General features: G+C 70.5%; 22 protein-coding genes and 1 pseudogene. 2 read left to right on the top strand and 21 right to left on the bottom strand.

Annotated features, from left to right (window positions below):
* Positions 1-38: 38 nt before the first annotated feature.
* The 14 genes from ACMYLB_RS04580 to gltB form a co-directional block, all read right to left on the bottom strand.
* On the bottom strand, positions 39-305 hold the full coding sequence (locus ACMYLB_RS04580; protein ID WP_415909787.1) for a PLD nuclease N-terminal domain-containing protein: 267 nt from the start codon (positions 303-305) through the stop codon (positions 39-41).
* A 65-nt stretch (positions 306-370) separates the two neighbouring features.
* Positions 371-835, bottom strand: coding sequence for a hypothetical protein (locus ACMYLB_RS04575; RefSeq protein ID WP_415909786.1), 465 nt, complete (start codon positions 833-835; stop codon positions 371-373).
* A gap of 52 nt (positions 836-887) precedes the next feature.
* Positions 888-1,976, bottom strand: coding sequence for a hypothetical protein (locus tag ACMYLB_RS04570; protein ID WP_415909785.1), 1,089 nt, complete (start codon positions 1,974-1,976; stop codon positions 888-890).
* 128 nt (positions 1,977-2,104) lie between these two features.
* The gene (locus tag ACMYLB_RS04565) at positions 2,105-3,058 is read right to left on the bottom strand and encodes a hypothetical protein (RefSeq protein WP_415909784.1); all 954 of its coding nucleotides are present in this window, start codon (positions 3,056-3,058) and stop codon (positions 2,105-2,107) included.
* A gap of 91 nt (positions 3,059-3,149) precedes the next feature.
* Positions 3,150-3,806 (bottom strand): prepilin-type N-terminal cleavage/methylation domain-containing protein, encoded by a 657-nt coding sequence (locus ACMYLB_RS04560; RefSeq protein WP_415909783.1) that lies wholly within the window; start codon positions 3,804-3,806, stop codon positions 3,150-3,152.
* Positions 3,803-4,183, bottom strand: a complete 381-nt coding sequence (locus tag ACMYLB_RS04555; protein ID WP_415909782.1) for a hypothetical protein — start codon at positions 4,181-4,183, stop codon at positions 3,803-3,805. Before ACMYLB_RS04555 ends, ACMYLB_RS04560 begins: the two co-directional genes overlap by 4 nt.
* Before the next feature lie 181 nt (positions 4,184-4,364).
* On the bottom strand, positions 4,365-4,898 hold the full coding sequence (locus ACMYLB_RS04550) for a GspH/FimT family pseudopilin (protein ID WP_415909781.1): 534 nt from the start codon (positions 4,896-4,898) through the stop codon (positions 4,365-4,367).
* Positions 4,899-4,947: 49 nt separating this feature from the next.
* Positions 4,948-5,376 carry a type II secretion system major pseudopilin GspG gene (gene gspG, locus ACMYLB_RS04545; protein WP_415909780.1) on the bottom strand — a complete coding sequence of 143 codons (429 nt, stop codon included), beginning with the start codon at positions 5,374-5,376 and terminating at the stop codon, positions 4,948-4,950.
* Between the two features lie 7 nt (positions 5,377-5,383).
* Positions 5,384-5,953, bottom strand: a complete 570-nt coding sequence (locus ACMYLB_RS04540; RefSeq protein WP_415909779.1) for a hypothetical protein — start codon at positions 5,951-5,953, stop codon at positions 5,384-5,386.
* A gap of 164 nt (positions 5,954-6,117) precedes the next feature.
* Positions 6,118-7,149 carry a DUF481 domain-containing protein gene (locus tag ACMYLB_RS04535; protein ID WP_415909778.1) on the bottom strand — a complete coding sequence of 344 codons (1,032 nt, stop codon included), beginning with the start codon at positions 7,147-7,149 and terminating at the stop codon, positions 6,118-6,120.
* 44 nt (positions 7,150-7,193) lie between these two features.
* Complete coding sequence (locus ACMYLB_RS04530; RefSeq protein ID WP_415909777.1) at positions 7,194-8,420, bottom strand: pyrophosphate--fructose-6-phosphate 1-phosphotransferase; 1,227 nt, start codon at positions 8,418-8,420, stop codon at positions 7,194-7,196.
* Positions 8,421-8,638: 218 nt separating this feature from the next.
* Positions 8,639-10,072 carry an ammonium transporter gene (locus ACMYLB_RS04525; RefSeq protein WP_415909776.1) on the bottom strand — a complete coding sequence of 478 codons (1,434 nt, stop codon included), beginning with the start codon at positions 10,070-10,072 and terminating at the stop codon, positions 8,639-8,641.
* 219 nt (positions 10,073-10,291) lie between these two features.
* A complete protein-coding gene (locus ACMYLB_RS04520) occupies positions 10,292-11,023 on the bottom strand; it encodes a TorF family putative porin (RefSeq protein ID WP_415909775.1) in 732 nt (243 codons plus the stop codon).
* Between the two features lie 307 nt (positions 11,024-11,330).
* The gene (gene gltB, locus ACMYLB_RS04515) at positions 11,331-15,941 is read right to left on the bottom strand and encodes a glutamate synthase large subunit (RefSeq protein ID WP_415909774.1); all 4,611 of its coding nucleotides are present in this window, start codon (positions 15,939-15,941) and stop codon (positions 11,331-11,333) included.
* 401 nt (positions 15,942-16,342) lie between these two features.
* On the opposite strand from gltB, the gene ACMYLB_RS04510 reads away from it, so the two are divergent.
* Positions 16,343-16,486, top strand: a complete 144-nt coding sequence (locus tag ACMYLB_RS04510; protein WP_415909773.1) for a hypothetical protein — start codon at positions 16,343-16,345, stop codon at positions 16,484-16,486.
* A 77-nt stretch (positions 16,487-16,563) separates the two neighbouring features.
* Positions 16,564-17,412 carry a PEP-CTERM sorting domain-containing protein gene (locus ACMYLB_RS04505; RefSeq protein ID WP_415909772.1) on the top strand — a complete coding sequence of 283 codons (849 nt, stop codon included), beginning with the start codon at positions 16,564-16,566 and terminating at the stop codon, positions 17,410-17,412.
* A 6-nt stretch (positions 17,413-17,418) separates the two neighbouring features.
* On the opposite strand, the gene ACMYLB_RS04500 is transcribed toward ACMYLB_RS04505, so the two are convergent.
* From ACMYLB_RS04500 to ACMYLB_RS04470, 7 genes and pseudogenes are all read right to left on the bottom strand, one after another.
* Positions 17,419-17,559 (bottom strand): hypothetical protein, encoded by a 141-nt coding sequence (locus ACMYLB_RS04500; protein ID WP_415909771.1) that lies wholly within the window; start codon positions 17,557-17,559, stop codon positions 17,419-17,421.
* Positions 17,543-18,064 (bottom strand): hypothetical protein, encoded by a 522-nt coding sequence (locus tag ACMYLB_RS04495; RefSeq protein WP_415909770.1) that lies wholly within the window; start codon positions 18,062-18,064, stop codon positions 17,543-17,545. Before ACMYLB_RS04495 ends, ACMYLB_RS04500 begins: the two co-directional genes overlap by 17 nt.
* 3 nt (positions 18,065-18,067) lie before the next feature.
* Complete coding sequence (gene pheA, locus ACMYLB_RS04490) at positions 18,068-18,916, bottom strand: prephenate dehydratase (protein WP_415909769.1); 849 nt, start codon at positions 18,914-18,916, stop codon at positions 18,068-18,070.
* A gap of 33 nt (positions 18,917-18,949) precedes the next feature.
* A pseudogene (locus ACMYLB_RS04485) lies at positions 18,950-19,108 on the bottom strand (chorismate mutase); the annotation flags it as partial.
* Between the two features lie 37 nt (positions 19,109-19,145).
* Positions 19,146-20,198: a 3-deoxy-D-arabino-heptulosonate 7-phosphate synthase gene (locus ACMYLB_RS04480; RefSeq protein ID WP_415909768.1), complete on the bottom strand. Its 1,053-nt coding sequence runs from the start codon at positions 20,196-20,198 to the stop codon at positions 19,146-19,148.
* A 239-nt stretch (positions 20,199-20,437) separates the two neighbouring features.
* The gene (glgA, locus tag ACMYLB_RS04475; RefSeq protein ID WP_415909767.1) at positions 20,438-21,910 is read right to left on the bottom strand and encodes a glycogen synthase GlgA; all 1,473 of its coding nucleotides are present in this window, start codon (positions 21,908-21,910) and stop codon (positions 20,438-20,440) included.
* A gap of 11 nt (positions 21,911-21,921) precedes the next feature.
* On the bottom strand, positions 21,922-23,082 hold the full coding sequence (locus tag ACMYLB_RS04470) for an NAD(P)/FAD-dependent oxidoreductase (RefSeq protein ID WP_415909766.1): 1,161 nt from the start codon (positions 23,080-23,082) through the stop codon (positions 21,922-21,924).
* Between the last annotated feature and the right edge of the window lie 12 nt (positions 23,083-23,094).

The following is a 23,094-nucleotide window of genomic DNA, read 5'->3' as shown; positions in this document are numbered from 1 at the left end:
TTGTGCAATCGGGCGTCACCTCTCGCCCGGCTCACCGCTCAGGCGCGGCGCATGACCCGCTGGAGGGCGTCGCGGCGGCGCAGGGCGGCGGCCAGCCGGATCTCTTCCGCGCTGGGTCGGTTCGGGGCGATGAGCAGGTAAAGGAGCGCGCCGAGACCGTTGACGAGGAGAATGACGAGCACCCAGGCGAGGCGCCGCGCCGAGTCGAGCCGCTCGTTCTGGATCGCGGACACGAGCGCGTAGACCCACAGGGCGAGCAGCGCGAGAACGACCGCGCCTCCGAAGACGATGCCGAGGAAATTCATGACGGAAGGAGTGCTTGGCCCGCCGGCAGCGAAGCCAAGCTCCCGCGCGCCGGCAAGCCGGCAGTTCAGCGCTGCAGCTCGGCCGCGACGACGCGGAAGGTGGCGTTGACCGTGCCGGGGGCGCCGCGATCGGCCGCAAGCGAGACCTGTTCGAGACCGACGTAGGGCGAGCGCGCGGAGAGGCTCTCGTAGAACTTCACCAGCGCGCCCATGTCGGCGCGGCGGAACGAGACCTGGGCGGAGTGGAACGCGAACTGGGTCGTGCGCTCGCTGCGCTGGCCCGACACCTCGGCGGTGAGGCCGGCCTGGGCGGCGAGCGTGCTCATCTCGGCCACGAGGCGCGTGCCGTTGAGCGTCTTGGCCGGGTCGAGCTGCGCGGTGGCCTTGGCGGAGCGCGCCTCGATCTCGGCCCGGTTGCCGAGCCAGAGGCGCTGTTCCTCGCCCGCGGTGCGGAGCGAGCGCCAGTCGGCGATCCGGAGCCGGGTGCGGCCGGCGGCGCTGACCAGCCAGACGATCGCCACGAGCGCCACGAAGGCGACCAGCAGGCCCTTTCGCGCAGCGTGCGCGTGAGGAAGAAGCGCTTCATTTCGCACCTCCCGTGCCGGCCACGGCGGCAAGCGAGCCGTCCTTGAACGTCGTGACGAAGCGGAACGTCGTCAGGCCGTCGCGCAGGCCGACGTTGGAGACCTCGAGGGTCGCCACCTGCGGCAGGGCGCGCACGGCCGACTCGAAGGTGCCGACGTTGTCGGCGTTGGCGGACTGGCCCTCGACCTCGAGCGTGTCGCGGCCCGCGGTGGTGGATCGGGAAAAGACGATGCCGGCGGGGCGCACGGCGTTGACGACGGCGAGCATCTCCATCGCGCGGAGGCGGCGCTGCGCCATCTCCTCGATGCGCGTGCCCAACGCCTGGGCGGTCTGGATCTTCTCCACCTCGCCGGCGACGGCGCGCTGCGCCTCGCGCTGCTGGTTGAGGAGGATGCCGCCGAGGAAGAGCGCCACCTCGAGCACGACGGCGAAGGCGATGGCGCCGGCGGAAGCCTGAAGGATGCGCCAGAGCAGCCGGTCGCGCTGCTGGGTGGCGCGGCGGGTGGCGAGCACCTCCTTGTCGCGCACGTCCATCGCCTGCACCGCGGCCTCGTCGAAGGTCGTCACCAGAGTGCCGCCGGCGCGGCGGGCCACGGAAAATTCCCAGTTCTGCTTCTTGAGCGCGACGCTGACGGGGCCGGCGAACTCCTCCACCGCGCCGAGCTCGCCCAGGCGGGCCCGGGCCTCGGCGAACAGGCTCTCGCGATCGGCAGCCTCGGTGGCGGGCTCGACTTTGCGCGCGAGCACGAGCGCCGGCAGGCTGCCCTGCCCGTCCCAGGCGGCGACGACGAGCGAGTCCCCGTCGCTCCAGGTGCGGACCTGGCGGCGCGGCGGCGGCTCGCCGAGCAGGGCGGCGAACGCCGGCAGCACCGCGGCGGCGCCGTCCCAGCCCTCGGCGGCGAAGAGGCGGCGGTGGGTGGCGAACACCAGCGCGCTGGCGCCATCGGCGGCGCGGCGGTAGCCGTAGAAAAGTTGTCCCAGCGCGAACGGCGCGTGGGTCTCGAGCGCCAGCTCGACCTGGTCGGCCGCCTCGGCGGCGGGATCGAGCGGCACGCGGCGCACGAAGAACGCCTCGGCGGGCAGCACGACGGTCTCGTCGAGGACCGGCTCGGGCGCGGCGATGGAGGGGAAGTCGGCATGTCAGCTCGTGGGACTCGCGATGGGCCCGGTGGGTTCGGCGTTCTCTTTAATCTCCAATACGGTGAAGGGGTAGTTCAAGGCTTTCCTCTCGGGCAGCGGGGCGGTCTCGACCGTGCCGGGCTTGGTCGCCTCGGTGCGGCGCTGGGGGCGGAGGCGTTGGTGCCGGCGGAGACGACGGCGCTGAGCCGGTAGACGATCTGGCCCTGCCGCACGGCCACGTTCACGCGCAGCGCCTCGATGTTGGTGCCGTAGCGGTCGCCGGTGATGCTGGCGCCCATGACTGTGCCGGCTTCGGTGATGGAACGGAAGACGCCGGTCTCGCCCCGCGGTTTCGGGCGGGCGCGATAATCCTCCAGCGCTTGGACCTCGCCGCTGCCGAGCCCGAGGGCCGTGAGCACGCCGGCGCGGGCGGAATTCAGGTTCACCTGACGGAAGGAGAGCAGCGACACCTCCTGGCGGAACGCGTCGAACACCGGCGTCGGCCGGCCGGCCTCGTCGAAGAAGACGTGCTCGTCCAGCTCCGCGGCGGCGAGCTCGCCCCACGAACGGAGTGCGCGGTGCGCCGCCTGGTAGGGCGGATCGGCGCGGGTGTAGTCCGGCACGTCGAGGTCGGCCGAGGCGTCCTTGGGCGCGTCGTGCACCCAGGCGTGGAGGACGTGGCTGAGGTGCTCGGCCTGGTTGCGCTCGACGCCGGAGAATTCGAGCATGGTCTGGATCTCGGCCTCGCTCGCGTTGGGCAGGGAAAGCTTCGCCGACTCGTCCTCGAACGCGACCGCGACGTCGCGCCCCGGTCCCGGCTCGTAGCCGGTATCGCTCAAGGGCTGCTCCCACCCTTCCGCCGGGCTGCGCAGGGCGCCGTCGACGGCGCGGAAATCCGCCAGCACGGCCAGGGTGGTCTCGAGCGCGGAATAGGCCTCGGCGCGCAGGCCCTTCAGGTTCGCCGCGCGCGCATCGGCGAGCAGCTCGGTGCCGCTGCGGCGGATGAAGGCGGTGAGGAGGAAGGCCGCGAGCATGATCGTGACGAGCACAAGGACGATGATGGCGCCGCGTTCGCGCGCGCGGGCCGGAGCCGTGGTGCCTGGAACTGGAAATCTCGTCTGGGGCACTGGGGAAGTCCTCTCAGTAATGCGGCAGCGGTCCCGGCGCGGGCGGGAGCGAGACGACGGTCTCGGCCTTCAGGTCGCCGTGCGCGAACGCGAGGCGGAGCCGCGTGGGCATGCGCCAGCGGCCCTGGTTGTCGCGCTGGAGCTGGTCGTAGACGCGCCAGTAGCTGCCGTCGCCCTCGAGGTATTCGTATTTCAGGCCCGCGCCGAAGGCCGAGAGCACGAACGCGCGCGGCGCGGCGTCGTCGAAGTCCTTCTCGAGGCGCGACTGCCAGTAAAGCATCAGGCCCTTGCCCGCCTGCTGGGTGAGGCCGCACACGACATCGGGCAGCGGCGCGGTTTTCCACTGCAGGCGCGGGCTGCCCTCGGCGAGCTCGAAGCTGACCAGCGTGGCGCGCTGGCCGTCGTCGAGCCGGACCTCGCGGGCGAAGATCGGGATCTCGTTCACGATCGGCGGCAGCGTGGCGGTGCGCAGCATCGTCTCCACCTCGCGGGTGACGGCGCGCACGTGCTGCTCGAAGAGCCGGCGCTCGGCGCCGACGCCCCAGATCTCGGCCATGGAGAACACGAAATAGTTCAACGCAATCAGCAGCGCGCCGAGCAGCGCGGTGGCGAGAAGGACCTCGATCAGGGTGAAGGCGCGGCGGCCCCGCGCGACATGCGACGGCTTCATTTCTGCGCCTCCTGCGCCTTCTCGCGCGCGGCGCGCCAGTCGGAGCGCAACTGCTCGCGGCGCTGGGCGTCGCTCCAGGTCGGGCGCAGCACCATGAGCGTCTCCGTGCTCTCCTCGTCGGCCTTGAGCGTGCCGCCGCTGGTGTGCGTGGTGAGCGTGACCTTGAACAGGTCCGGCACGGCCGCCTCCTCCACCTTGGCCTCCCAGCGCAGGCGGCGGTCGTCGGGCAGCGAGAGGTCGCCGCCCTTCTCGACCTTCTCCCGTTCCGGCTCGTTGAGCACCTGGTCGCGCAGGAAATCCATCGCCGAGCCGCCGCTGGCGCGCTGGGCGATGGCGGCATGGGCACCGAGCGTGTTGGCGTAGGCGGCGCCGAGCACGACCGCGGCGACGGCCAGGATCGCGAGCGCGACCAGGACTTCGATCAGCGTGAAGGCGTGCAGGATCGCTGTCGGGCGGGGTCTCCCGACCCCGCCGCGATCGCGAGAATTCGCCGCCAGGCACGGCGGGGTCGGGAGACCCCGCCCTACAACGCACGAGGCGGGCGAATCGGGGGCGCGCTCACGCTCCGCCTTTCGTCGGCGCCGGGCTGACGGCGCAGGTCCAGGGATCGACCACGAGCACGCGCGGCTTGGCGTCGGGACCGGCCTTGACGCGCAGCCGGAACGGCTCGCAGGTGCCGTCGGGGAAGAAGCGCACCCGCTTGAGCGGCGCCTGCACCTCGGTGAGCTCGCCGCCGAGGAGGATGCTGGCGCCGGCCTGCACCGGCAGCAGCTCCAGCGCCAGGCCGGGCGGAAGCGCGTCGCTGCGCTCCGCGAGCGCGCCGTAGACGAGCTGGCGCTTCTCCGCGTCGTAGGCGAGCTCGACCTCGCGGCCGGACTCGAGCGCGTCGGTGCGCGCCGCGAGGATGGCCTCGCCGAGGAGCTGGTCGGGCCCGCGGTCGTTCATCTGCTCGAGGATCGAGTTCACGCCCGGGATGAACACCGCGGCGAAGACCGCGATCAGGGCGAGCACGAGGAGGACCTCGACGAGCGTGAAGGCGCGCCGGGGCGCGAGGCGGTCGAGCAGGCCGGCGGAGGTGCGACCGGGATTCATGCGGTGGTCGACGGAGCGGCGCGCCTCCCGGCCCGGGGCGCGCGGGCGCTCACCAGTTGCCGACGTCGTCCTCGGTGCCCTCGGCCTTGTCCTTGCCCACCGAGTAGAGATCGTAGCCGCCCTTGTTCTTCGTGCCGGGGTAGCGGTAGCGGTAGGGCTCGCCCCACGGATCGAGCGGGAGCTTGCCGCTCGGCGCCTCGATGTAGGGGCCGCGCCAGCGCTCGGCCTTGCTGGCGGGCGCGGTGACGAGCGCGACGAGGCCCTCGGTGGTCGAGGGATAGTCGCCGGTGTCCATGCGGTAGCGGGTGAGCGCGAGCTTCATGGTGTCGCGCACGAAGATCTTCGCCGCCGACTCCTGGCCCTGGTCGAACACGCCGGTGGTGTTCGTGATCAGCACGCCGGCGAGCAGGCCGATGAGCGCGATGACGAGGAGGATTTCGATGAGCGTGAACGCGGCGCGGTTTTTTCGCGGATTCATGGGGAGATTAGCGCGGGGGCTGGTTGGGGGGCGGAGGGGGCGTGGCCGGCTGTCCCTGCGCCTGCTGGCGGAGGGCGCGGCGGCGGCGGATTTCCTCGGCGACCTGGGCGAGGCGCTGCGCCTCGGTGGCGCTCGGCGCCGGCACGACCGCCGGTCCGGCCGGCAGGCCGGTGGCGATGGCGACGCCCGGCTGCGGGCCGGCCGCCTGCGGCGGCGGCAGCGCCATCGCGGTGACGCGGGCGGTGCGGAGCTTCAGGCTCAGGCTGCGGCCCTGGTAGTCGAGGGTGACGGTCTCGGTCTCCGGGTCGTAGGCCTTCACCGCGTAGGCGTGGCCGCTTTCCCTGAGCCCGACCCACTCGGCGCGCCGCGAGGCGGTGTCGAGGATACTGAAGAAGCGCTCGCCGCGATCGACGAACGTCCCGCGGAACTCCAGCGGGCCGGCGGCGGCCCCGGCGGGGCCGGCGACCACGGCGGTGCCGAAGGGCGTGTTTTGGACGAGATTCTGCAGCGACGGCGCGGCCGGCGTCTGCGCAAGCGCGGACACGGCGAGGACGGCGAGAAGGAGAAGCGGTCGCATGCGGAGAGACGTTCGACTAGGTTGCGGGGCTTTTGTGCCGGAGCAATGCCGAAGCGGAGACGCCGCGCGCGGGACGAAGGTTGCGAAAGCCGGGAGGAAATCCCGGCCGTCGCCGCCACCGCGCCGCCGTCATCGCGGCGGAGGTCGCCGCCGCCTCCCCACCCTCACCACGCGTAGCCGAGCGACGAGGTCAGGCGGGCGTCGGAGCGGTAGTTCGGGTCGGGCACGGAGTGGTCGTAATCGACCTCGTAGCGCAGGTTGAGCGAGAGGCTGTCGGTGACGCGGGACTGGAGCGCGGCGTTGAATTTCACGCGGTAGTTGCCGTCGGCCGGGGCGCCGGTGAAGGTCGATCGGCCGCCGCGGGCGGACATGTTGGGGGAGTCGGCGACGAAGACGGTGGCCTCCTGCGTGAACTTGAGGCGCTTGTCGAACTGGAGGGTGTAGTCCTGGAAGGCGGAGCCGAGGAGCGCGGTGTAATCCTCGTAACCTTCGCGCGACAGGCGCTGCAGGACGGCGCCGAGGCCGACGTTGACCTGCTGTTTGGCGACGTCGACGAGCCGGTAGCCGCCGCCCAGCTGCTGTTCGACGCTGTAGTTGATCTGCTTCAGGTCGTCGGAGGAATACGTCGTGAGCGTCTGGGTGAAGAGCCGGCGGTTGAAGTCGTGGCGCCAGCGGAAGTCGGCCTGCTGGCGGTCGGCGGTGACGACGCCCTGGGCCTCGGAGCGCTGGGCGGTGGCGGTGGCGCGGTAGCTGTTGGAGCGCTTGTCGTGGCCCTCGATCGTGAAGCGCGCCGTGAGGTCCTGCTTGGTCTTGGCGCCCTCCTGCGTGGAGTAGCCGAGCTCGATCTGGCGCGTCCACTTCGGGATGACCTTGTCGGCGCGCGCGGCCGGCGCGGCGGCGGCGGTGGGGACCCAGGCGATCGCCGCGGCGGTGGCGGGGCTGGCGGCGGGTGCGAGCGCGGGATCTTCAGCGTGCCCAGCTGTTCGTGCCGGATCTCGAGCTCGGCGTCGGTCTCGCGGACGAGCGTGCCGGTCAGGCGGTCGCCGTTGGCGAGCACCCAGGAGGCGGCGCGCGCCGGGAGCGCGGACAGGAGGACGAGGACGAGGAGGAGGACGGAGCGGAGTTTTTCCGGAAACGGCATGCGATGGAGATGGAAGGGCGGAGAGTGAGACTCCGCACAGTCCACTCGCATTCAAAAATGTTCCCGGCGAAACGCGCCGCAGGGGTCGGCGCGGGCGGCTCAGGCGGTCTTGCGCCGCCGGCCGGCCTTCTGGCCGGTCGTGACGAGGACGTCCTGGAACCAGCGGGTGCGCACGTCGAAGTGCTTGCCGCCTTTCACGCGGTTGAACTCGATGGGGCGCAGGTGGCCGTTGGCCTCCTCGTCCTCGCCGATGAGGCCGGACTCGCCGCGGAGGGCGCACTCGACGGCGTGCTCGACGCAGCGGGCGATGAGCACGAGGTCGGCGTCGTTGGCGGCGGCGGAGCGGGCGAAATAGCCGGACTTCTGCACCAGCACCTTCTCGGCGCCGATCATCGAGGCGAAGCGCTTGCCGAACCAGGCGCCGACATTGATCTTGTCGAGCTTCACGTGGCCGAAGGGATCGCGATCGATCGGCTCGCCGCGCGCGGTCATCTCCGCGAGCACGGTCTCGACCGAGGCGCCCTCGGAGACGAAGAGGTTGACGTTGCCGAGGCGGTCCATGACGCCGCGCAGGCGGTCGGCCTCGCCGTGGAGGTCGAACTCCATCTCGGGCAGGTAGACGCCGTGGACGCTCCAGCGCTCCTCGTGCAGGCCGAGGCCGGGGAGGAAGCGCCCGCCCTCGACGAAGCGGAGGTATTCGCGGGTAGTGGCGGCGGTGAGCCAGCCGGAGTGGCGGCCCATGATCTCGTGGACGATGAGCATGCGCGAGGAGGCGCCGTGCTCGCTGACGACGTTCTGGAAGAAGCGCGCGCCCTGCTCCGCCGCGGTGAGGGCGCCGAGGGACTGGCGGATGGGGACGATGTCGTTGTCGATCGTCTTGGGCAGGCCGACGACGGTGAGCTTGTAGCCGTTCTTCTTCAGCCAGGCGGCGAGGTCGGCCGCGGCGGTGTTGGTGTCGTCGCCGCCGATGGTGTGGAGGATGTCGACCTTGTCCTTCTTGAGCTGCTTGGCCGCGACGGCGCGCGGGTCCTGGCCGGGCTTGACGAGGCCGCGCTTCACGCAGTCGTCGACGTTGGTGAGGCGGACGCGGCTGTTGCCGATCGGGCTGCCGCCGTAGCGGCGGAGGATGCCGGCCTGGGCGCGCATGTCGTCCGTCACCTGGATCGAGTCACCCAGCAGCAGGCCCTTGTAGCCGGAGCGGTAGCAGATGATCTCGATGTCGGGCGCGGCGGCGGTGTATTGGAGAATGAGTTCGCCGACGGCGGCGCTCAGACAGGGAGCGAGTCCACCGGCAGTGAGGATGGCGACCTTGCGTGGGTTCTTCATGGGGGAAAGGGTTACCCAAAAGCATACCGGCGGGGCGGCGCCAGAAAGATTTCATGGAAAATTTCGGGGTGGAGGCGGAGAAACCGTCGATGCCGTTCAGCGTCGCCGCGATCCGCGGGCGCGCCCGCCGGCGGCCGAATCTGTCATAGCAGAAAAAACCGGCTGCGCGCGTGGAGCGCAGCCGGTCGAGGGCAAGAAATCCGGGCGGAAGCGGCGGCTTAGATCGCGTAGCCCTCCTCGCCGTGCTCGGCGTGGTCGAGGCCCTTCTCTTCGTGCTCCTCGTGCGGCCGGAGGCCGAGGACGGCCTTGACCGCGAAACCGATGAGGGCGGTGCCGACGATGGAGAGGACGAGGGTGAGGCCGACGGCCTTGGCCTGCTCGAGCCAGAGCGTGTGGCCGACGACGGCCTTGAGGTTGGTGTTGAGGTTGCCGTTGACCTCGGGCGTGGCGAGGAAGCCGGTGAGAAGCGCGCCGAGCGTGCCGCCGACGGCGTGGACGCCGAAGGTGTCGAGCGCGTCGTCGTATTTGAGCGCCTCCTTGACCTTGGTGCAGAAGATGTAGGGCACGACCGCGGCGAGGACGCCGATGAGGACGGAGCCGGTGCTGTCGACGAAGCCCGCAGCCGGCGTGATCACGACGAGGCCGGCGACGATGCCGGTGCAGAGGCCGACGACGGAGGCCTTGCCCTTGAGGAAGTATTCGAGCGCGCCCCAGACGAAGCCGGCGACGGCGGCGGCGAGCGTGGTGGTCATGAAGGCGTTGGAGGCGACGCCGTCGGCGGCGACGGCCGAGCCGGCGTTGAAGCCATACCAGCCGACCCAGAGCATGCCGGTGCCGACCATGCAGAGGACGACGTTGTGCGGGGAGATCTTGGTTTTGCCGAAGCCGAGGCGCGGCCCGAGGATCAGGCAGAGCACGAGCGCGGACCAGCCGGAGGACATGTGGACGACGGTGCCGCCCGCAAAGTCGATCGCCTTGATGCCGGCGGCGGCGTTCCAGACGCCGTTCATGAAGCCGTTCACGCCCCAGACCATGTGCGCGAGCGGGAAGTAGACGACGAGCATCCAGAGCGTGACGACGGCGAGCACGGCCACGAACTTGATGCGCTCCGCGATGGCGCCGAGGATCAGCGCCGGCGTGATGATCGCGAACATGAGCTGATACATCGAAAACACGTTCTGCGATACCCAGTAGGCGTAGTCGGTGTTGGGCGCGGACGTGACGCCCTTGAGGAAGAAGAATTCGGAGCCGCCGAGGAACGGGCTGCCGTAGCTCTTGCCGAAGGCGAAGCTGTAGCCGACGGCCCACCACAAGATCGTGACGAGGCCGGCGATGCCGATGCACTGCGCGAGGACGGAGAGGACGTTCTTCTTGCGCACGAGGCCGCCGTAGAAGAGCGCGAGGCCGGGCAGCGTCATGAAGAGCACGAGCGCGGCGCAGACCATCATCCAGCCGTTGTGGCCGGGGCCGGCCACGCCCGTGACGGCGCTGCCGGCGGGGTCGGTGTTGTTGATGTAGGCCTCGAGGCCGGCGAGGCGCTTCTCGAGTTCGGCGGGCGTGGCTTCGGCGAGCGCGCGGGCGGGAGCCGCGGCGGACAACAGGAGCGCGCCAAGGGCGAGCGCGCTCCGCAGGAGACGACGGAATCGGTTCATGGGTCGTGGGTGCGGGTTGAGGTTCGTGGAGCGACGCGGCGACCGCGTCGCGGGCGAAAAGCGTAAGCGATGCCAACGCGCGGCGGCGGCACGCGGGGCCATGTCATAGCCCGCGGCGGGTTTGTAGCCGGGCGCGAGCGCCCGCGCGCGCGGCGCAAAAAAACCGGCCGCACTCGCGTGCGGCCGGTTCCCATTCTGCTATGCGTTCCTGTTTCTGGATCAGAACACGACGGTGACGCCGAGCGTGACCCAAAGGTTCTTGTCCGGCGAAGCGAGGTCGCCGCGGGTGTCGGTCCAGTGCCCGCCGAGCTTGACCGTGGCCTTGTCGGAGAGCTTCACGCTCACCGAGGCATCGACGCCGTAGTATTTGTAGGTGTAGCCCGCGGTGCCGGGCAGATCGGCGTCGCCATCGCCAATGTCGTTGTAGCCGAAGTAGGCGCCGACATCGAAGGAGCCGTTGCTGATCGGCACGCTGTAGCCGAGGTCGGCCTGGAGCGTGTTCGAGTCGAACTTGAAGTCGTGGAACATCGTCAGCTTGCCGCTGAGCGGGCCGACGGGCGCGGCGAGCGCGATCGAGGCCTCATACGATTTCTTGGCCTCGCTCAGGCTCGGGCGGGCGGACGGGTAGTAGTAATACGTGCCGCCGAGCGTGACGGAGGCGTTGTTCTCCAGCGCGAAGCTGTAGCCGGCGACGAAGTCGTATTCCTTGCCCTGCGCCCACTGCGCCTTGCGGTCGCTCAGCGCCTGGCTGGTCCAGACGCCGGCCGAGAACGCGCCCTGCGCGTAGGTGATCGAGGGCTGGAAGGCCGAGTCCTGGTTCTTCACCCCGCGGAAGAAGTAGCGGGTGGTGTAGGTGAAATCGGTCGTGATCGAATAGGAGGACTTGGCTTCCTCCGCGTGGAGGCCGGCGGCGGCGAGGAGCGTGAGCGCGGCGAACAGGGTTTTTCTCATGTGGGTATTGCTTGTGTGTTGGCGTGGGTTTGGGGGCGACAGCGCCGCCCTTCGCCGACGGCAAAAGCATCCCTCCGGCCAACCGCGGGAATATGACAATGTTGGCGCCGGCGATCCGCGCGACTTGGCGCGGGGCGGCCTGCGCGCGTGGTGCGGGCCGCGGCGCCGGCGTCCGCCGCGCGAGCACGCCGTTTCGCGCCGCGCTCCGCCCGCCTCGCGTCCCCGTCCTCCGGCGTGGTCCGGAAAAACAGGAACCCGCGGCGCACGGCCGCGGGTTCCTGGCGAAACGGAGGGGATGCGCCGGCGCTCAGCCCAGCAGCACCGACGGGTGCTCGGCGAAGACCTGCACGGGCTCGTAACGGTAGAACTGCTTCGGCGCGTCGGGCGTCGGCGGGTTGGGCACGACCTTCCAGAACTGCTTCACGCTGTCCTTCCACTGCTCGACGATGCGCCGGGCGTGCGGAGAGCCCGTCGCCTCGGCGTGGTCGCTGATCAGCTTGCGGAGGGATTCGCTCTCGTCGTCGTTGCTGAGGCGCTCGAGCGTGACCATCTGGTTGTTGGTGCGCTGCGGGAGGACGTTGCGCTCGTCGAACACGAAGGCCAGGCCGCCGCTCATGCCGGCGGCGAAGTTCAGGCCGGTGCGGCCGAGGATGACGACCGTGCCGCGGGTCATGTATTCGCAGCCGTGGTCGCCCACGCCCTCGACGACGGCGATGGCGCCGGAGTTGCGGACGGCGAAGCGCTCGCCCGCCCACCCCGCCGCGAAGAGCAGGCCGCCCGTCGCGCCGTAGAGGCAGGTGTTGCCGATGAGGACGTTGGTCTCCCAGGCGAAGATCTCGTCGCTGCGCGGGCGGATGACGATTTCGCCGCCGCTCATGCCCTTGCCGACGTAGTCGTTGCCCTCGCCGGTGAGGGTGAGGCGGACGCCGGGGACGAGGAAGGTGCCGAAGCTCTGGCCGGCGGTGCCGTTGAACTTCAGGTCGATCGTGCGCGGCGCGAGCGGGCTCTGGCTGCCGCGCAGGTAGGCGATCTGGCCGGAGAGGTGCGTGCCGAGGCAGCGCGACTCGTTGGTGACCTTGTAGGTGCCGGAGAAGCGGCCGGCGCGGCCGGCGATGACGTGGCGCGCCTCCTGGACGATGAGCTCGTCGAGCGAGCCCTCGGAGCCGAAGCGCTCGTTGCGCTCGCGGGTGTGGAAGCGGTCGAGCTGGCCGGTCGGGTCGACGTTGTGCAGCACGCCCGAGAGGTTGAGGAAGCGCGTCTTCGGGTTCGCCGGGTCGTCGATCTGCTCGAGCAGCTCGGGGCGGCCGATGACGTCGTTGAGCGAGTGCGCGCCGAGGCGGGCGAGGTAGTGGCGGACTTCCTCGGCCACGGCGTTGAAGTAGGCGATGACGTTCTCGGGCTTGCCGCGGAACTTCGCGCGGAGGTCCTCGCGCTGGGTGGCGACGCCGACCGGGCAGGTGTTGAGGTGGCAGACGCGGAACATCGCGCAACCCGCCGCGATGAGCGCGCCGGTGCCGAAGTTGAACTCCTCGGCGCCGAGGATGGCGGCGATGACGATGTCGCGGCCGGTCTTCATGCCGCCGTCGGTGCGGAGCGTCACGCGGTTGCGAAGGCCGTTCATCATCAGGACCTGGTGCGCCTCGGCGAGGCCGAGGACCCAGTCGGAGCCGGCGTTCTTGATCGAGCCGAGCGGCGAGGCGCCCGTGCCGCCCTCGTGGCCGGAGACGAGCACGACGTCGGCATAGGCCTTGGCCACGCCGGCGGCGATGGTGCCGACGCCGGAGGACGAGACGAGCTTCACGCAGACCTTGGCGCGCGGGTTGACCTCCTTGAGGTCGAGGATGAGCTGCGCGAGGTCCTCGATCGAGTAGATGTCGTGGTGCGGCGGCGGCGAGATGAGCGTGACGCCGGGGACGGAGAAGCGCAGGCGGGCGATGAGCGGCGAGACCTTGTGGCCGGGCAGCTGGCCGCCCTCGCCGGGCTTGGCGCCCTGGGCCATCTTGATCTCGATCTCGCGCGCGTTGGCGAGGTATTCGGCGGTGACGCCGAAGCGGCCGGACGCGACCTGCTTGATCGCGCTGTTGGCGCTGTCGCCGTTCTCGCGCAAGCCGAAGCGCTCGGGATCCTCGCCGCCTTCGCCGGAGTTCGACTTGCCGCCGATGCGGTTCATGGCGATGGCGAGCGTCTCGTGCGCCTCGGGCGAGAGCGCGCCGAGCGACATGCCGGCGGTGGTGAAGCGACGGCGGATGTCCTCGATCGGCTCGACTTCCTCCAGCGGGAGGCCGGCGGCCGGGAAGCGGATCTTGAGCAGGTCCTTGATCGTGACCGGCGGGTGCTCGTCGGAGGTCTGGGCGAAGACCTTGTAGTCCTCGGGCGCGCCGCCCTTGAGGAACTTGTGCATGCCGGCAACGACCTTCGGGTTCCAGCCGTGGAACTCGCCGTCGCCCTTCTTGTTGACCTTGTAGTAGCCGTCGTTGGGCAGCTCGACCGCGGGGGCGGGCGTGGCCTCGGCCTCGGAGGCCGCGTTGTTCATGCGCGGGAACGCGCGTTCGTGGCGGCGCAGCACCTCCTCGGCGATCTGGCGGTAACCGATGCCGCCGATCGGCGACGGCGTGCCGCCGAAGCACTCCTCGATGACCTTGCCGCCGATGCCGATGGCCTCGAAGATCTGCGCGCCGCGGTAGCTGGCGAGCGTGCTGATGCCCATGCGGGCGAGCACCTTCAGCAGGCCGGCCTCGAGGGCCTTCTTGTAATTCTTCTCCGCCTCGGCGGGCTTGGCCGGCGCGGCCAGCTTGCCCTGCGCGGCGAGTTCGCGGACGGTCGCGAGCGCGAGGTAGGGATTGATGGCGTTGGCGCCGTAGCCGCTGAGGCAGGCGATGTGGTGGACGTCACGCGCCTCGCCGGTCTCGGCGACGATGTCGCATTTGAGGCGCAGGCCGGCGCGGATGAGGCGGTGCTGCACGGCGCCGACGGCGAGGAGCATCGGGATGGCGGCCTTGTCGGGCGCGAGGCCCTTGTCGGAGAGGATGAGGATCTTGGCGCCCTGGTTCTCGACGGCGTTGTAGGCGCGGTGCGCGAGGTCGTGCACGGCGTTGGCCAGCGCGTCGGGTCCGGCGTTGGCGTCGAAGAGCACCGAGAGGCGCACGACGGCGTTGCGGAAGAGCGGGACGGAGTGGATCGCCTCGAGCTCGTGGTCGAACACCAGGGGCGAATCGAGCGTGAGCACGCCGGTGGGCGAGAGCGCCGTCTCGAACAGGCTGAGGCGCGGGCCGAGGGCGGCGCCGAGCGACATGACGGACTTCTCGCGGATGGAGTCGATCGGCGGGTTCGTGACCTGGGCGAAGAGCTGCTTGAAATAGCTGTAGAGGAGCTTGGGCCGGCGCGAGAGCACGGCGAGCGGCGTGTCGTCGCCCATCGAGCCGGTGGGCTCGAGGCCGACGGCGAGCGAGCCGAGCACGAGCTCGAGTTCCTCGGTGTCGTAGCCGAAGGCGAGCTGCTGCTGCAGCACCGAGGCCGAGAAGGCGGCCGGCGGCGTGATGACCTCGTTCTCCGGCGCGGTGGCGGCGAACTTCTGGAGATTGATCAGGTGGCGCGAGCACCAGTCGCGGTAGACGGGCTTCTCCGCGACCTCCTTCTTGATGTCCTCGTCCATCAGCACGCGCTGGCGCTCGAGGTCGACCGCGATCATGCGGCCGGGCCCGAGGCGGCCGGACTGGACGACCTGGCCGGGGAGGTTGGGCACGAGGCCGGTTTCCGAGGCGAGGAGGATGTGGCCGTCGTCGTAGAGCTTGAAGCGCGCGGGGCGCAGGCCGTTGCGGTCGAGCGTGGCGCCGACGATCTTGCCGTCCGAGAACACGAGGGCGGCGGGGCCGTCCCACGGCTCCATGAAGAGCGAGTGGTATTGGAAGAACGCGCGGGCGTCGTCGCTGAGGCGGGGGTTCTGCTCCCAGGCCAGCGGGGCCATCATCATCATGGAGTGCAGGGCGGAGCGGCCGCCGAGCGCGAGGACCTGGAGGACGTTGTCGAACGACGCGGAGTCGGACATGCCCGGCTGCACGATCGGGTGCAGGTCGGCGAAGCGCCCGCCCCACACGCCGCCGGCCATGGCCTTCTCGCGGGCGTGCATGCGCACGCGGTTGCCGCGGATGGTGTTGATCTCGCCGTTGTGCGCCATCATGCGGAACGGCTGGGCGAGGTGCCACGTCGGGAACGTGTTGGTCGAGTAGCGCTGGTGGAAGATCGTGAACGCGGTCGTGTAGCGGGTGTCGCGCAGGTCGGGGAAGAACCGGCGCACCTCGGGCGCGTTGAGCAGGCCCTTGTAGACGATGGTGCGCGCGGAGCACGAGCAGACGTAGAAGCCGTCGAGGCGCGCCTCGTTGCAGCGGCGCTCGGCCAGCTTCTGCGCGAGGAAGAGGTGGCGCTCGAAGTCCTCGTCGCTCGAGTCGTCGAGGCGGGCGATGATCGCCTGCAGCACCATCGGGCGCGTGTCGGCCGCCTTGCGGCCGAGGATCGAGTAGTCCGTCGGCACGTCGCGCCAGGCGACGAAGCCGAGGCCTTCCTCCTTCACCGCCTCGATGAAGATCTTCTTGATCTGCGCCTGCGCGAGGTCGTTTTCGCGGGGGAGGAAAAGCTGGGCGACGGCGAGGTCCTTGTCCTTCGGCAGCACGCTGACCTTCTGGGCCACGAGGTGCGCGCGGATCAGCTCGTAGGGCAGCTGGGTCATGATGCCGGCGCCGTCGCCGGTCGACGAGTCGGCGTCGATCGCGCCGCGGTGCGCGAGGGCTTTGAGTGCGGTCAGCCCGTGCTTGAGGACGTCGTGCGTCCGGTGTCCATCGGTGCGCGCAATGAAGCCGACACCGCAGGCGTCGTGTTCGAACGCCGGATCGTAGAGGGGCGAAGGGATACCGCAGGAATGCATAGCACCCTCGGTGGTAGCACCTCTTATGCCCCTGCAAACATTACGTTGTGGCATATCCGGGTTATTAGGCGATTCCGGCGGACGCGCGAGCGCGATGTCGCCCCGCCGCGCCCGCCGGCGCAAACGCGCGTTGTGCCTGAGCCGGACTCCGTCCAACCTCCCGCCGTGCCCGCCGAGCCCGAGCCTCCACGCAAAACTTACGGCTTCAAGCCGAAGGAATTCGAGCGCGTGAACGCCCCCGCCCCGCCGACGCGGCCGACGCCGCGCCCCCGCCCGCCGCCAACGACGTCTTCGCCCTCCAGCGCGAGCTCCGCGCGCGAGAGATCGCCGCCGGCCTCGACGAGCTCAAGCCGCCCGCGCGTCCGCGCTGGCGGCGGCGCAAGCGCGATTACTGGACCGCGATGATCCTGGTGAACGTGCTCGCCGCGGCGGTGACGCTGTTCAGCCGCGGCAACGTCGTCGTCCTCGTCTACGCCTTCTCCGGCGCCATCATCCTCAGCGGCGCACTCACGTGGGTCGTGTGGGTGCTGCTCGACGACTACTGAGCGGGGCCGCGGAGGTGCCAAACGGCCCCACCTGACCGAACGGTCACCCCGGCCGGAAAATTTCTCGCCCCATCCGGGTGACGCGCCATTCTGGCGGCGTGGTCACCTGGAGCTCAGTCCGCCCCGCCCTTCTGCTCGCGCTCGTCGGCGCCGCGCTGGCCGGCTCGGCCCGGGCGCAGACCACCATCGACACCGCGACCACGCTGTTCATCACCGATGGCGACGCCGGCCCGGCCCGCCTCATGGCGATCAACACCACGACCGGCGCCGTCCTCTACACGAGCACCAACGTCTCGGCTTCAAGCCACCAGCCGCTCGCGCTCGCCGTCACCGACCGCATCTGGACGCTGGATTATTACAACAATCCCTCCGGCGCCACGGCGTTTGCCCTCGACGGCACCTCCCTCGGGATCACGTCGTCGTTCAGCGCCCCCGGCGTCTCGCAGTTCCTGGACGGCACGACCGACGGGAAGACCAATTACACCCTGGCGTGGAACGGCGGCGACGCCGTTGTCTACAAGGCCAACAACGACTGGACCGGCCTCACCTCGATGTTCACCGCGACCGGGACCCAGATCGCCGGCATTACCTACGACCTCGCCTCGAACACGCTGTGGATCTCGGGCATCAGCACTATCTACCAGTATTCGCTGTCCGGCACCCTGCTCTCGCAATTCAGCCACACCGGCGATCGCGGCGGCCTCGCCTACCAGGCCTCCACCGACACGCTCTGGTATCTGCCCAACAGCTCCAGCAGCCCGCTGCTGCAATACTCGAAGAGCGGCACCCTCCTCCAAAGCCTCACGGTCACGGGCCGCTCCGGCAACATGTGGGGCGCCGAGTTCGCGATGATTCCCGAGCCGTCCACCTACGCGCTCCTCGCGCTCGGCCTCGGCCTGGTGGTCTGGCTGCGCCGCCGCCGCTGAGCCGCCTCAGCGCGCCGCCGGCAAGGCCGGGGCGTCCGACAGCTCGAGCTCGGAAAAACGTCCGACCGACGCCTTCGCCCCGGGCACGCGGAACTCCATCGGCCAGACGAGCGCGCCGACCGGCCGGTAATCAAACTCGCCGCTCACGACCGGGCCGAAATGGTTCGCGACGATCCGGCCGCTCGCCGGATCGAGTTCGACCTCGAACGCCTCCTCGCCGGCCGGAGTCAGCCGGATGCGCCGCTCCCTGTCCACTCCGCCCGCGTCGCCGGATCGCGCAGCAGCCGGAAGAAATTGAAGGCCGCATGCGAACGCAGCCGCGCCCCGCCGCATCGTCGCGCCCGGCCGCGCCGCCCGCCGCGGGACGCCGCCAGCCCGCGGCTCCGTCCCACCACGCCTCGTCGCCGCTGCGCCGGTCGCGCGACCACACCTGGCCGTTCTCCAGGTCGAGGCGGTAGCTCTCGTCGCGCATGACGACGCCCTGCGCATCGGTGCGCGTCAGCCGGTAGGCAAACGTCCGCACCGCGCGCAGCGGCGTCCAGCCGCCGAAGCTCGCCGCCAGCGCGTCGAGCGGCGCGGGGCGCTCGGCTGCCGGCGCCGCCGCCCCCAGCAGCGCACAGACCAGGACGGGCCAGACGCGCGGACGCCGCATGGCTCAGACGGACTTCGACGCCGGGTAGCTGCCGAGCCATTTCACCAGCGGGCACTGGCGGCGCAGGTCGGCGAGGGCCTTCTGCATCGCCGGCTCGTCGTAGTGGCCGGAGACGTCGAGGAAGAAAATGTAGTCCCACGGGCGCAGGCGGCTCGGGCGCGACTCGATGCGCGTGAGGTTGAGCTTGCGGCGGTGGAACGGCGTGAGCGCGCGCAGCAGGGCGCCGGGCTCGTGGTGGAGCGAGACGAGCAGGCTGGTCTTGTCGTGGCCCTTGCCGACGGCGCCCGAGGGCTCACGGCCGAGGATGCCGAAGCGCGAGGTGTTGTTCTTCTGGTCCTGGATGCGCGTGGCGGCGGCGGGCACGCCGTAGCGCTCGCCGGCGAGGCGCGGGCCGACGGCGGCGGCGCCCTTCTCCTTCGCGGCGCGCTGCACGCCGAGCGCCGTGCTGTCGACGTCGACCAGCTGCGCGTGCGGCAGGTGGCGCTGGAGCCAGCGGCGGCACTGCGCGAGGGCCTGGTCCTTCGAGTAGACGCGCTTGATGTTCTCCAGCGGCTCGTGGGAGAGCAGCGTGTGCTCGATCTCGAGCTGGAGCTCGGCGACGATCTTCAGCGGCGTCTCGACGAAGAGGTCGAGCGAGTCGCGGACGGAGCCCTCGGTGGAGTTCTCGATCGGCACGACGCCGTAGTCGGCCTCGCCCTTCTCCACCGCGGTGAACACGTCGGCCAGCGACGGCATCGGGCGGTAGTCGACGCTGCCGCCGAACTTCTTCAGCGCCGCGGCGTGGGTGTTGGTGGCCTCGGGCCCGAGGTAGGCGATGACGAGCGGCTTCTCCAGCGCGAGCGCGGCGGACATGATCTCGCGGTAGATGGCCTGCAGCGCGGCCGGCTTGAGCGGGCCGCCCTTGTTGGCGGCGGCGACGCGGCGGTAGACGTCGGCCTCGCGCTCGGCGACGTAGATGCGGCCCTTCGCGCCGTGCTTCAGCGCGCCGATCTGCTGTGCGAGCTGGAGGCGGGAGTTGAGGAGCGAGACGACCTGCTGGTCGATGGCGTCGATGCGCGTGCGGATGGCGGAGAGTTCTTTTTCATGCGCGGGCGGCGGCGGGTTGGGGACGGAGCGAAGCGTGGAGGGAGCGGCAGCGTTTGACCAGCTCGGCCAGCGCCGAGGGTGTCACCGCCTGCTTCGGGTCGTCGCCGATGCCGTGCGACGGGCTGACGTGCGCCTCGATGCAGAGGCCGTCGCAGCCGTAGGCGACGGCGGCGAGCGAGGCGGCGGGGACGTAGGCGGCCTTGCCGACCGAGTGCGACGGGTCGACGACGACCGGCGCCCAGGTCTTTTCCTTCAGCAGCGGCGTGATCGATTCGTCGGGCTGGTTGCGGTAGCCCTCGAGCTGCGGCTGCGTGCCGCGCGGGCAGAGGATGACGTTCGGGTTGCCGAAGGCGGCGATGTATTCGGCGGCGGAGATGAACTCCGCCAGCGGGCCGCTGTGGATGCTGCGCTTCAGCATCACCGCGGTCGGGCGGCCGGCGATGGCGCGGCCGACCTGGCGGAGGAGCGAGTAGTTGAGGGCGTTGCGGGCGCCGATCTGGAGCACGTGCACGCCGGCGTCGAGGGCGAGGTTGATGTGCTCGAGCTCCATGACCTCGGTGACGACCGGCAGGCCGGTGCGGCGCGAGGCGTCCATCAGGATCTCGAGCGAGCGGGCGTCGCCCTGGAAGCTGTAGGGATTGGTGCGGGGTTTCCACACGCCGCCGCGGAGCGCGTCGGCGCCGGCCTCCTTCACCGCCTGCGAGGTCTCGAGGTAGTAGTTCGGGTTTTTCGGATCGATCGTGCACTGGCCGGCGATGACCAGCAGTTCCTCGCCCAGCGTGACGTCGCCGATCTTCAGCCGGTGGTTGGCGAGGTCGGAGCGCCGGTCCATGAGCTTGAACGGCGATTGGATCCGGTCGATGCGCTCGACGTAGTCGAGGCCCTCGAGGCGGTTGATCATCAGCTCGTCGCGCTCGTCGCCCACGATCGCGTAGATCGTGCGCACGGCGCCGACGATGGGTTGGATCTTGCAGCCGAACTCGGCGACGATGGTCGTGATCTCGTTCACCTGCTCGGACGTGAGGCGGTTGTTCTTGGGGAGGATCATGGCGGGCGTTGGGAGAAAAACAAAAGAGCCGCCCGGGTTTGGGCGGCTCTGGTGCTTAAATCTGGTGAGTCAGTTTATGCTTCGGAGTCAGCCGCCCATGGTTCGCGGGGCAAAAAAGCCGGCGAACGCAAAAAAGAAATAGGCGAAGGAGCGAAGCATGTGCGCAGAGGAGTGGCGGCGCCGGCGGCGCGTGTCAACGGCGGGGTTGGCGGGGCGATGTCATACGCGCCGCGCGCCCCTCACATCTCCAGCGTCGTTCCCGTGCGCGACTCGATGGCCCAGCGGTAGCACTCGACGTATTTCGGCGCGCTGGCGGCCCAGGAGAAATCCTGCGCCATCGCGCGGAGCTGCATGGCGCGGAACTCCTCCCGTCGATCGTAGTAGGTCGCGCAGGCGCGGCCGATGGCCTGGTAGAGCGCGGCGGAGTTCGCCTCGCGGAAGAGGAAGCCCGTGCCGCGGTTCGAGCCCTCGTCGTAGTTCACCACCGTGTCCACGAGGCCACCGGTGGCGCGCACGATCGGGAGCGTGCCGTAGCGCATCGCATACATCTGGGTGAGCCCGCAGGGCTCGGAGCGGCTCGGCATCACGAAGAGGTCGCTGCCGGCCTGCACGAGGCGCGCCAGCTTCGGGTCGAAGCCGATGAAGGCCCCGATCTTGCCCGGGTAGCGCGCCGCCGCGGTGCGGAACATCGCCTCCGTCCGCTCGTCGCCGCTGCCGACGATGGCGAACTGCACGTGCATGCGCTCGACGATGTGGCCGAGCGCCTCGGCGAGCAGGTCGAGGCCCTTCTGGTGGGCGAGGCGCGCGACGACGCCATAGACCGCGATGTGCGGATCGGCCTTGAGGCCGAGGCGCTCCTGCAGCGCGGCCTTGCACGCCGCCTTGCCGGCGAGGTCGGCGGCGGTGAAGTTCGCGGGCAGCGCCTTGTCGGAGGCCGGATCCCACGCCGCGGCGTCGATGCCGTTGAGGATGCCGATGACGTCGGCGGAGCGGAAGCGCAGCACGCCATCGAGCCCGAAGCCGCCTTCGCGCGTGCGGATCTCCTGCGCGTAGGTCGGGCTGACGGTCGTGATCTTCGAGGCGTGGTAGAGGCCGCCCTTCATCATGTTCACGCTGCCGTGGCTCTCGAGGGAGTCGGAGCGATACTCGCCCAGCGGCAGGCGCGAAAACTCCACCAGGCTGCGCGGACCGAGGCCCTGGTGCTCGAGGTTGTGGATGGTGAAGACCGTGGCGACCTTGCCGAGCGGACCGTCGCGCAACGTGGTGTTGAGCATCACCGGCAGCAGCCCCGTGGTCCAGTCGTGCGCATGGATCACGTCCGGGATCCACCCGAGCTGCTCGCACAGCGCGAGGGCCGCGCGGCAGAAGAACGCGAACCGGAACGGATTGTCGCTCGCCTCGCTGTAGACCTCCGGCCGGCCGAAATACCAGTCGTGCTCGATGAAATACGCCGGCACCGCCGTGCCCGGCAGCGTCGTCTCCCACGTCCGCGCCCAGCGCGCCTCCGGGCCGACGTCCACGCCGAGCGGCTCCTCGCGGTTCTTCCACTCGCCCACGCGCTTGGTCGACGCATAGAGCGGACACATCACGCGGGCGTCGTGGCCGAGCGCCGCGATCTCCTTGGGCAGCGCACCGACCATGTCGGCGAGCCCGCCCACTTTCACGAAAGGCTCCACTTCGGGGGTGACGAACAGGACTTTCAGCCGGCGCATAGGAACGCCACTCAGGCCCAACCCCGCGCCGGTGCCGAGACAAATTTAGGCGCCGCCGCGCGCCCGCCGGAGCGTTTCCGCCCACGGCGAAACCTCGCCGCAGACCAGCGCCGCGGCCGCGCGGCCGCAAAGGAGCCCACGATGTTGCCCGTCCCGCTGTAGCCACCGAGCGCCCAGACCTTCGGGCGCACCTGCTCGAGCACCGGCAGGCCGTCGGCCGTGTAGCCGACCGACGCCGCCCAGCGGTGCGTCACCGGCGCGTTGACGCCGAGGTGGCCGCGCAGGAAGCGCTCGAGCTTTTCCTGGATGAAGTCCGTCGGCTCCGCCGACTGCGTCCACTCGTCCTCGAGCGCGTGGTCGCGGAACCCGCCGAGCGCGATCGCGCCATCCGGCCGCTGCTGCCAATACTCGTAGCCGTGGCGCCAGTAGACCGCGCGCGGAAAGTTCGCCTCGCGTGTCGGGGCCGTCGCGAGCATCTGCAGGCGCGCCGTGCGCACGCGCGGCGCCAGCTCCGGGAAAATCCGCTCCAGCCGTCCGTCCACCGCCACGATCACCGTGTCCGCAACGACCGCGCCGGCATCGGACACGACCTGGCCCGGCACCAGCTTCTTCAGCGGCGAGCGCTCGAACAGCCGCACGCCCTGCGCGCGCAGCCGCCGCGCCAGCGTGCGCACGCGCGCCAGCGGTTGGAACACGCCGTCGGTCGGCAGCAGCAGCCCCTCACCCTCCGGCCCGCGATACCACTCGACCGGGAAACCGTCCGCTTGCAGCGCCGCGAGGTGCGCGCGGCAGTCGTCCAGTTCCGCCGGCGTCGCCGCCAGCCGCAGCGAGCCGTTCAGGTTGAACACCCCCGGCAGCGCCGCGGCCTGCCGCCGGATTTCCTCCGCCGTCGCGCGATAGATCCCCGCGGCGACCTCGCGCCCCAGCTGCGCCACGGTCTCGTGATAAAACTTCGCCAGACCCGCGAGGACGAAGCCGCCGTTGCGTCCCGCCGCGCCCGCCCCGGCGCCGCGCGCGTCGAGCCCGACCGCGTCGACGCCCCGCGCCTGCAGCTCCTCCAGCGCCGCCAGCCCCGACCCGCCGAGCCCGACCACACACACGTCGGCGCGCACCACGCCCGCGAGCGTCGGCAACGGCTCCCACGGCGCATCGTCCCAGATCGGCTTGTTCACGCGCGGGATCGT

The sequence above is a fragment of the Oleiharenicola sp. Vm1 genome, assembly GCF_047777955.1.
Taxonomy (GTDB): Bacteria; Verrucomicrobiota; Verrucomicrobiia; order Opitutales; family Opitutaceae; genus Didemnitutus.
Note: the sequence above shows the minus strand (reverse complement) of the source record. Positions and strands in the feature narration are given on the sequence as shown.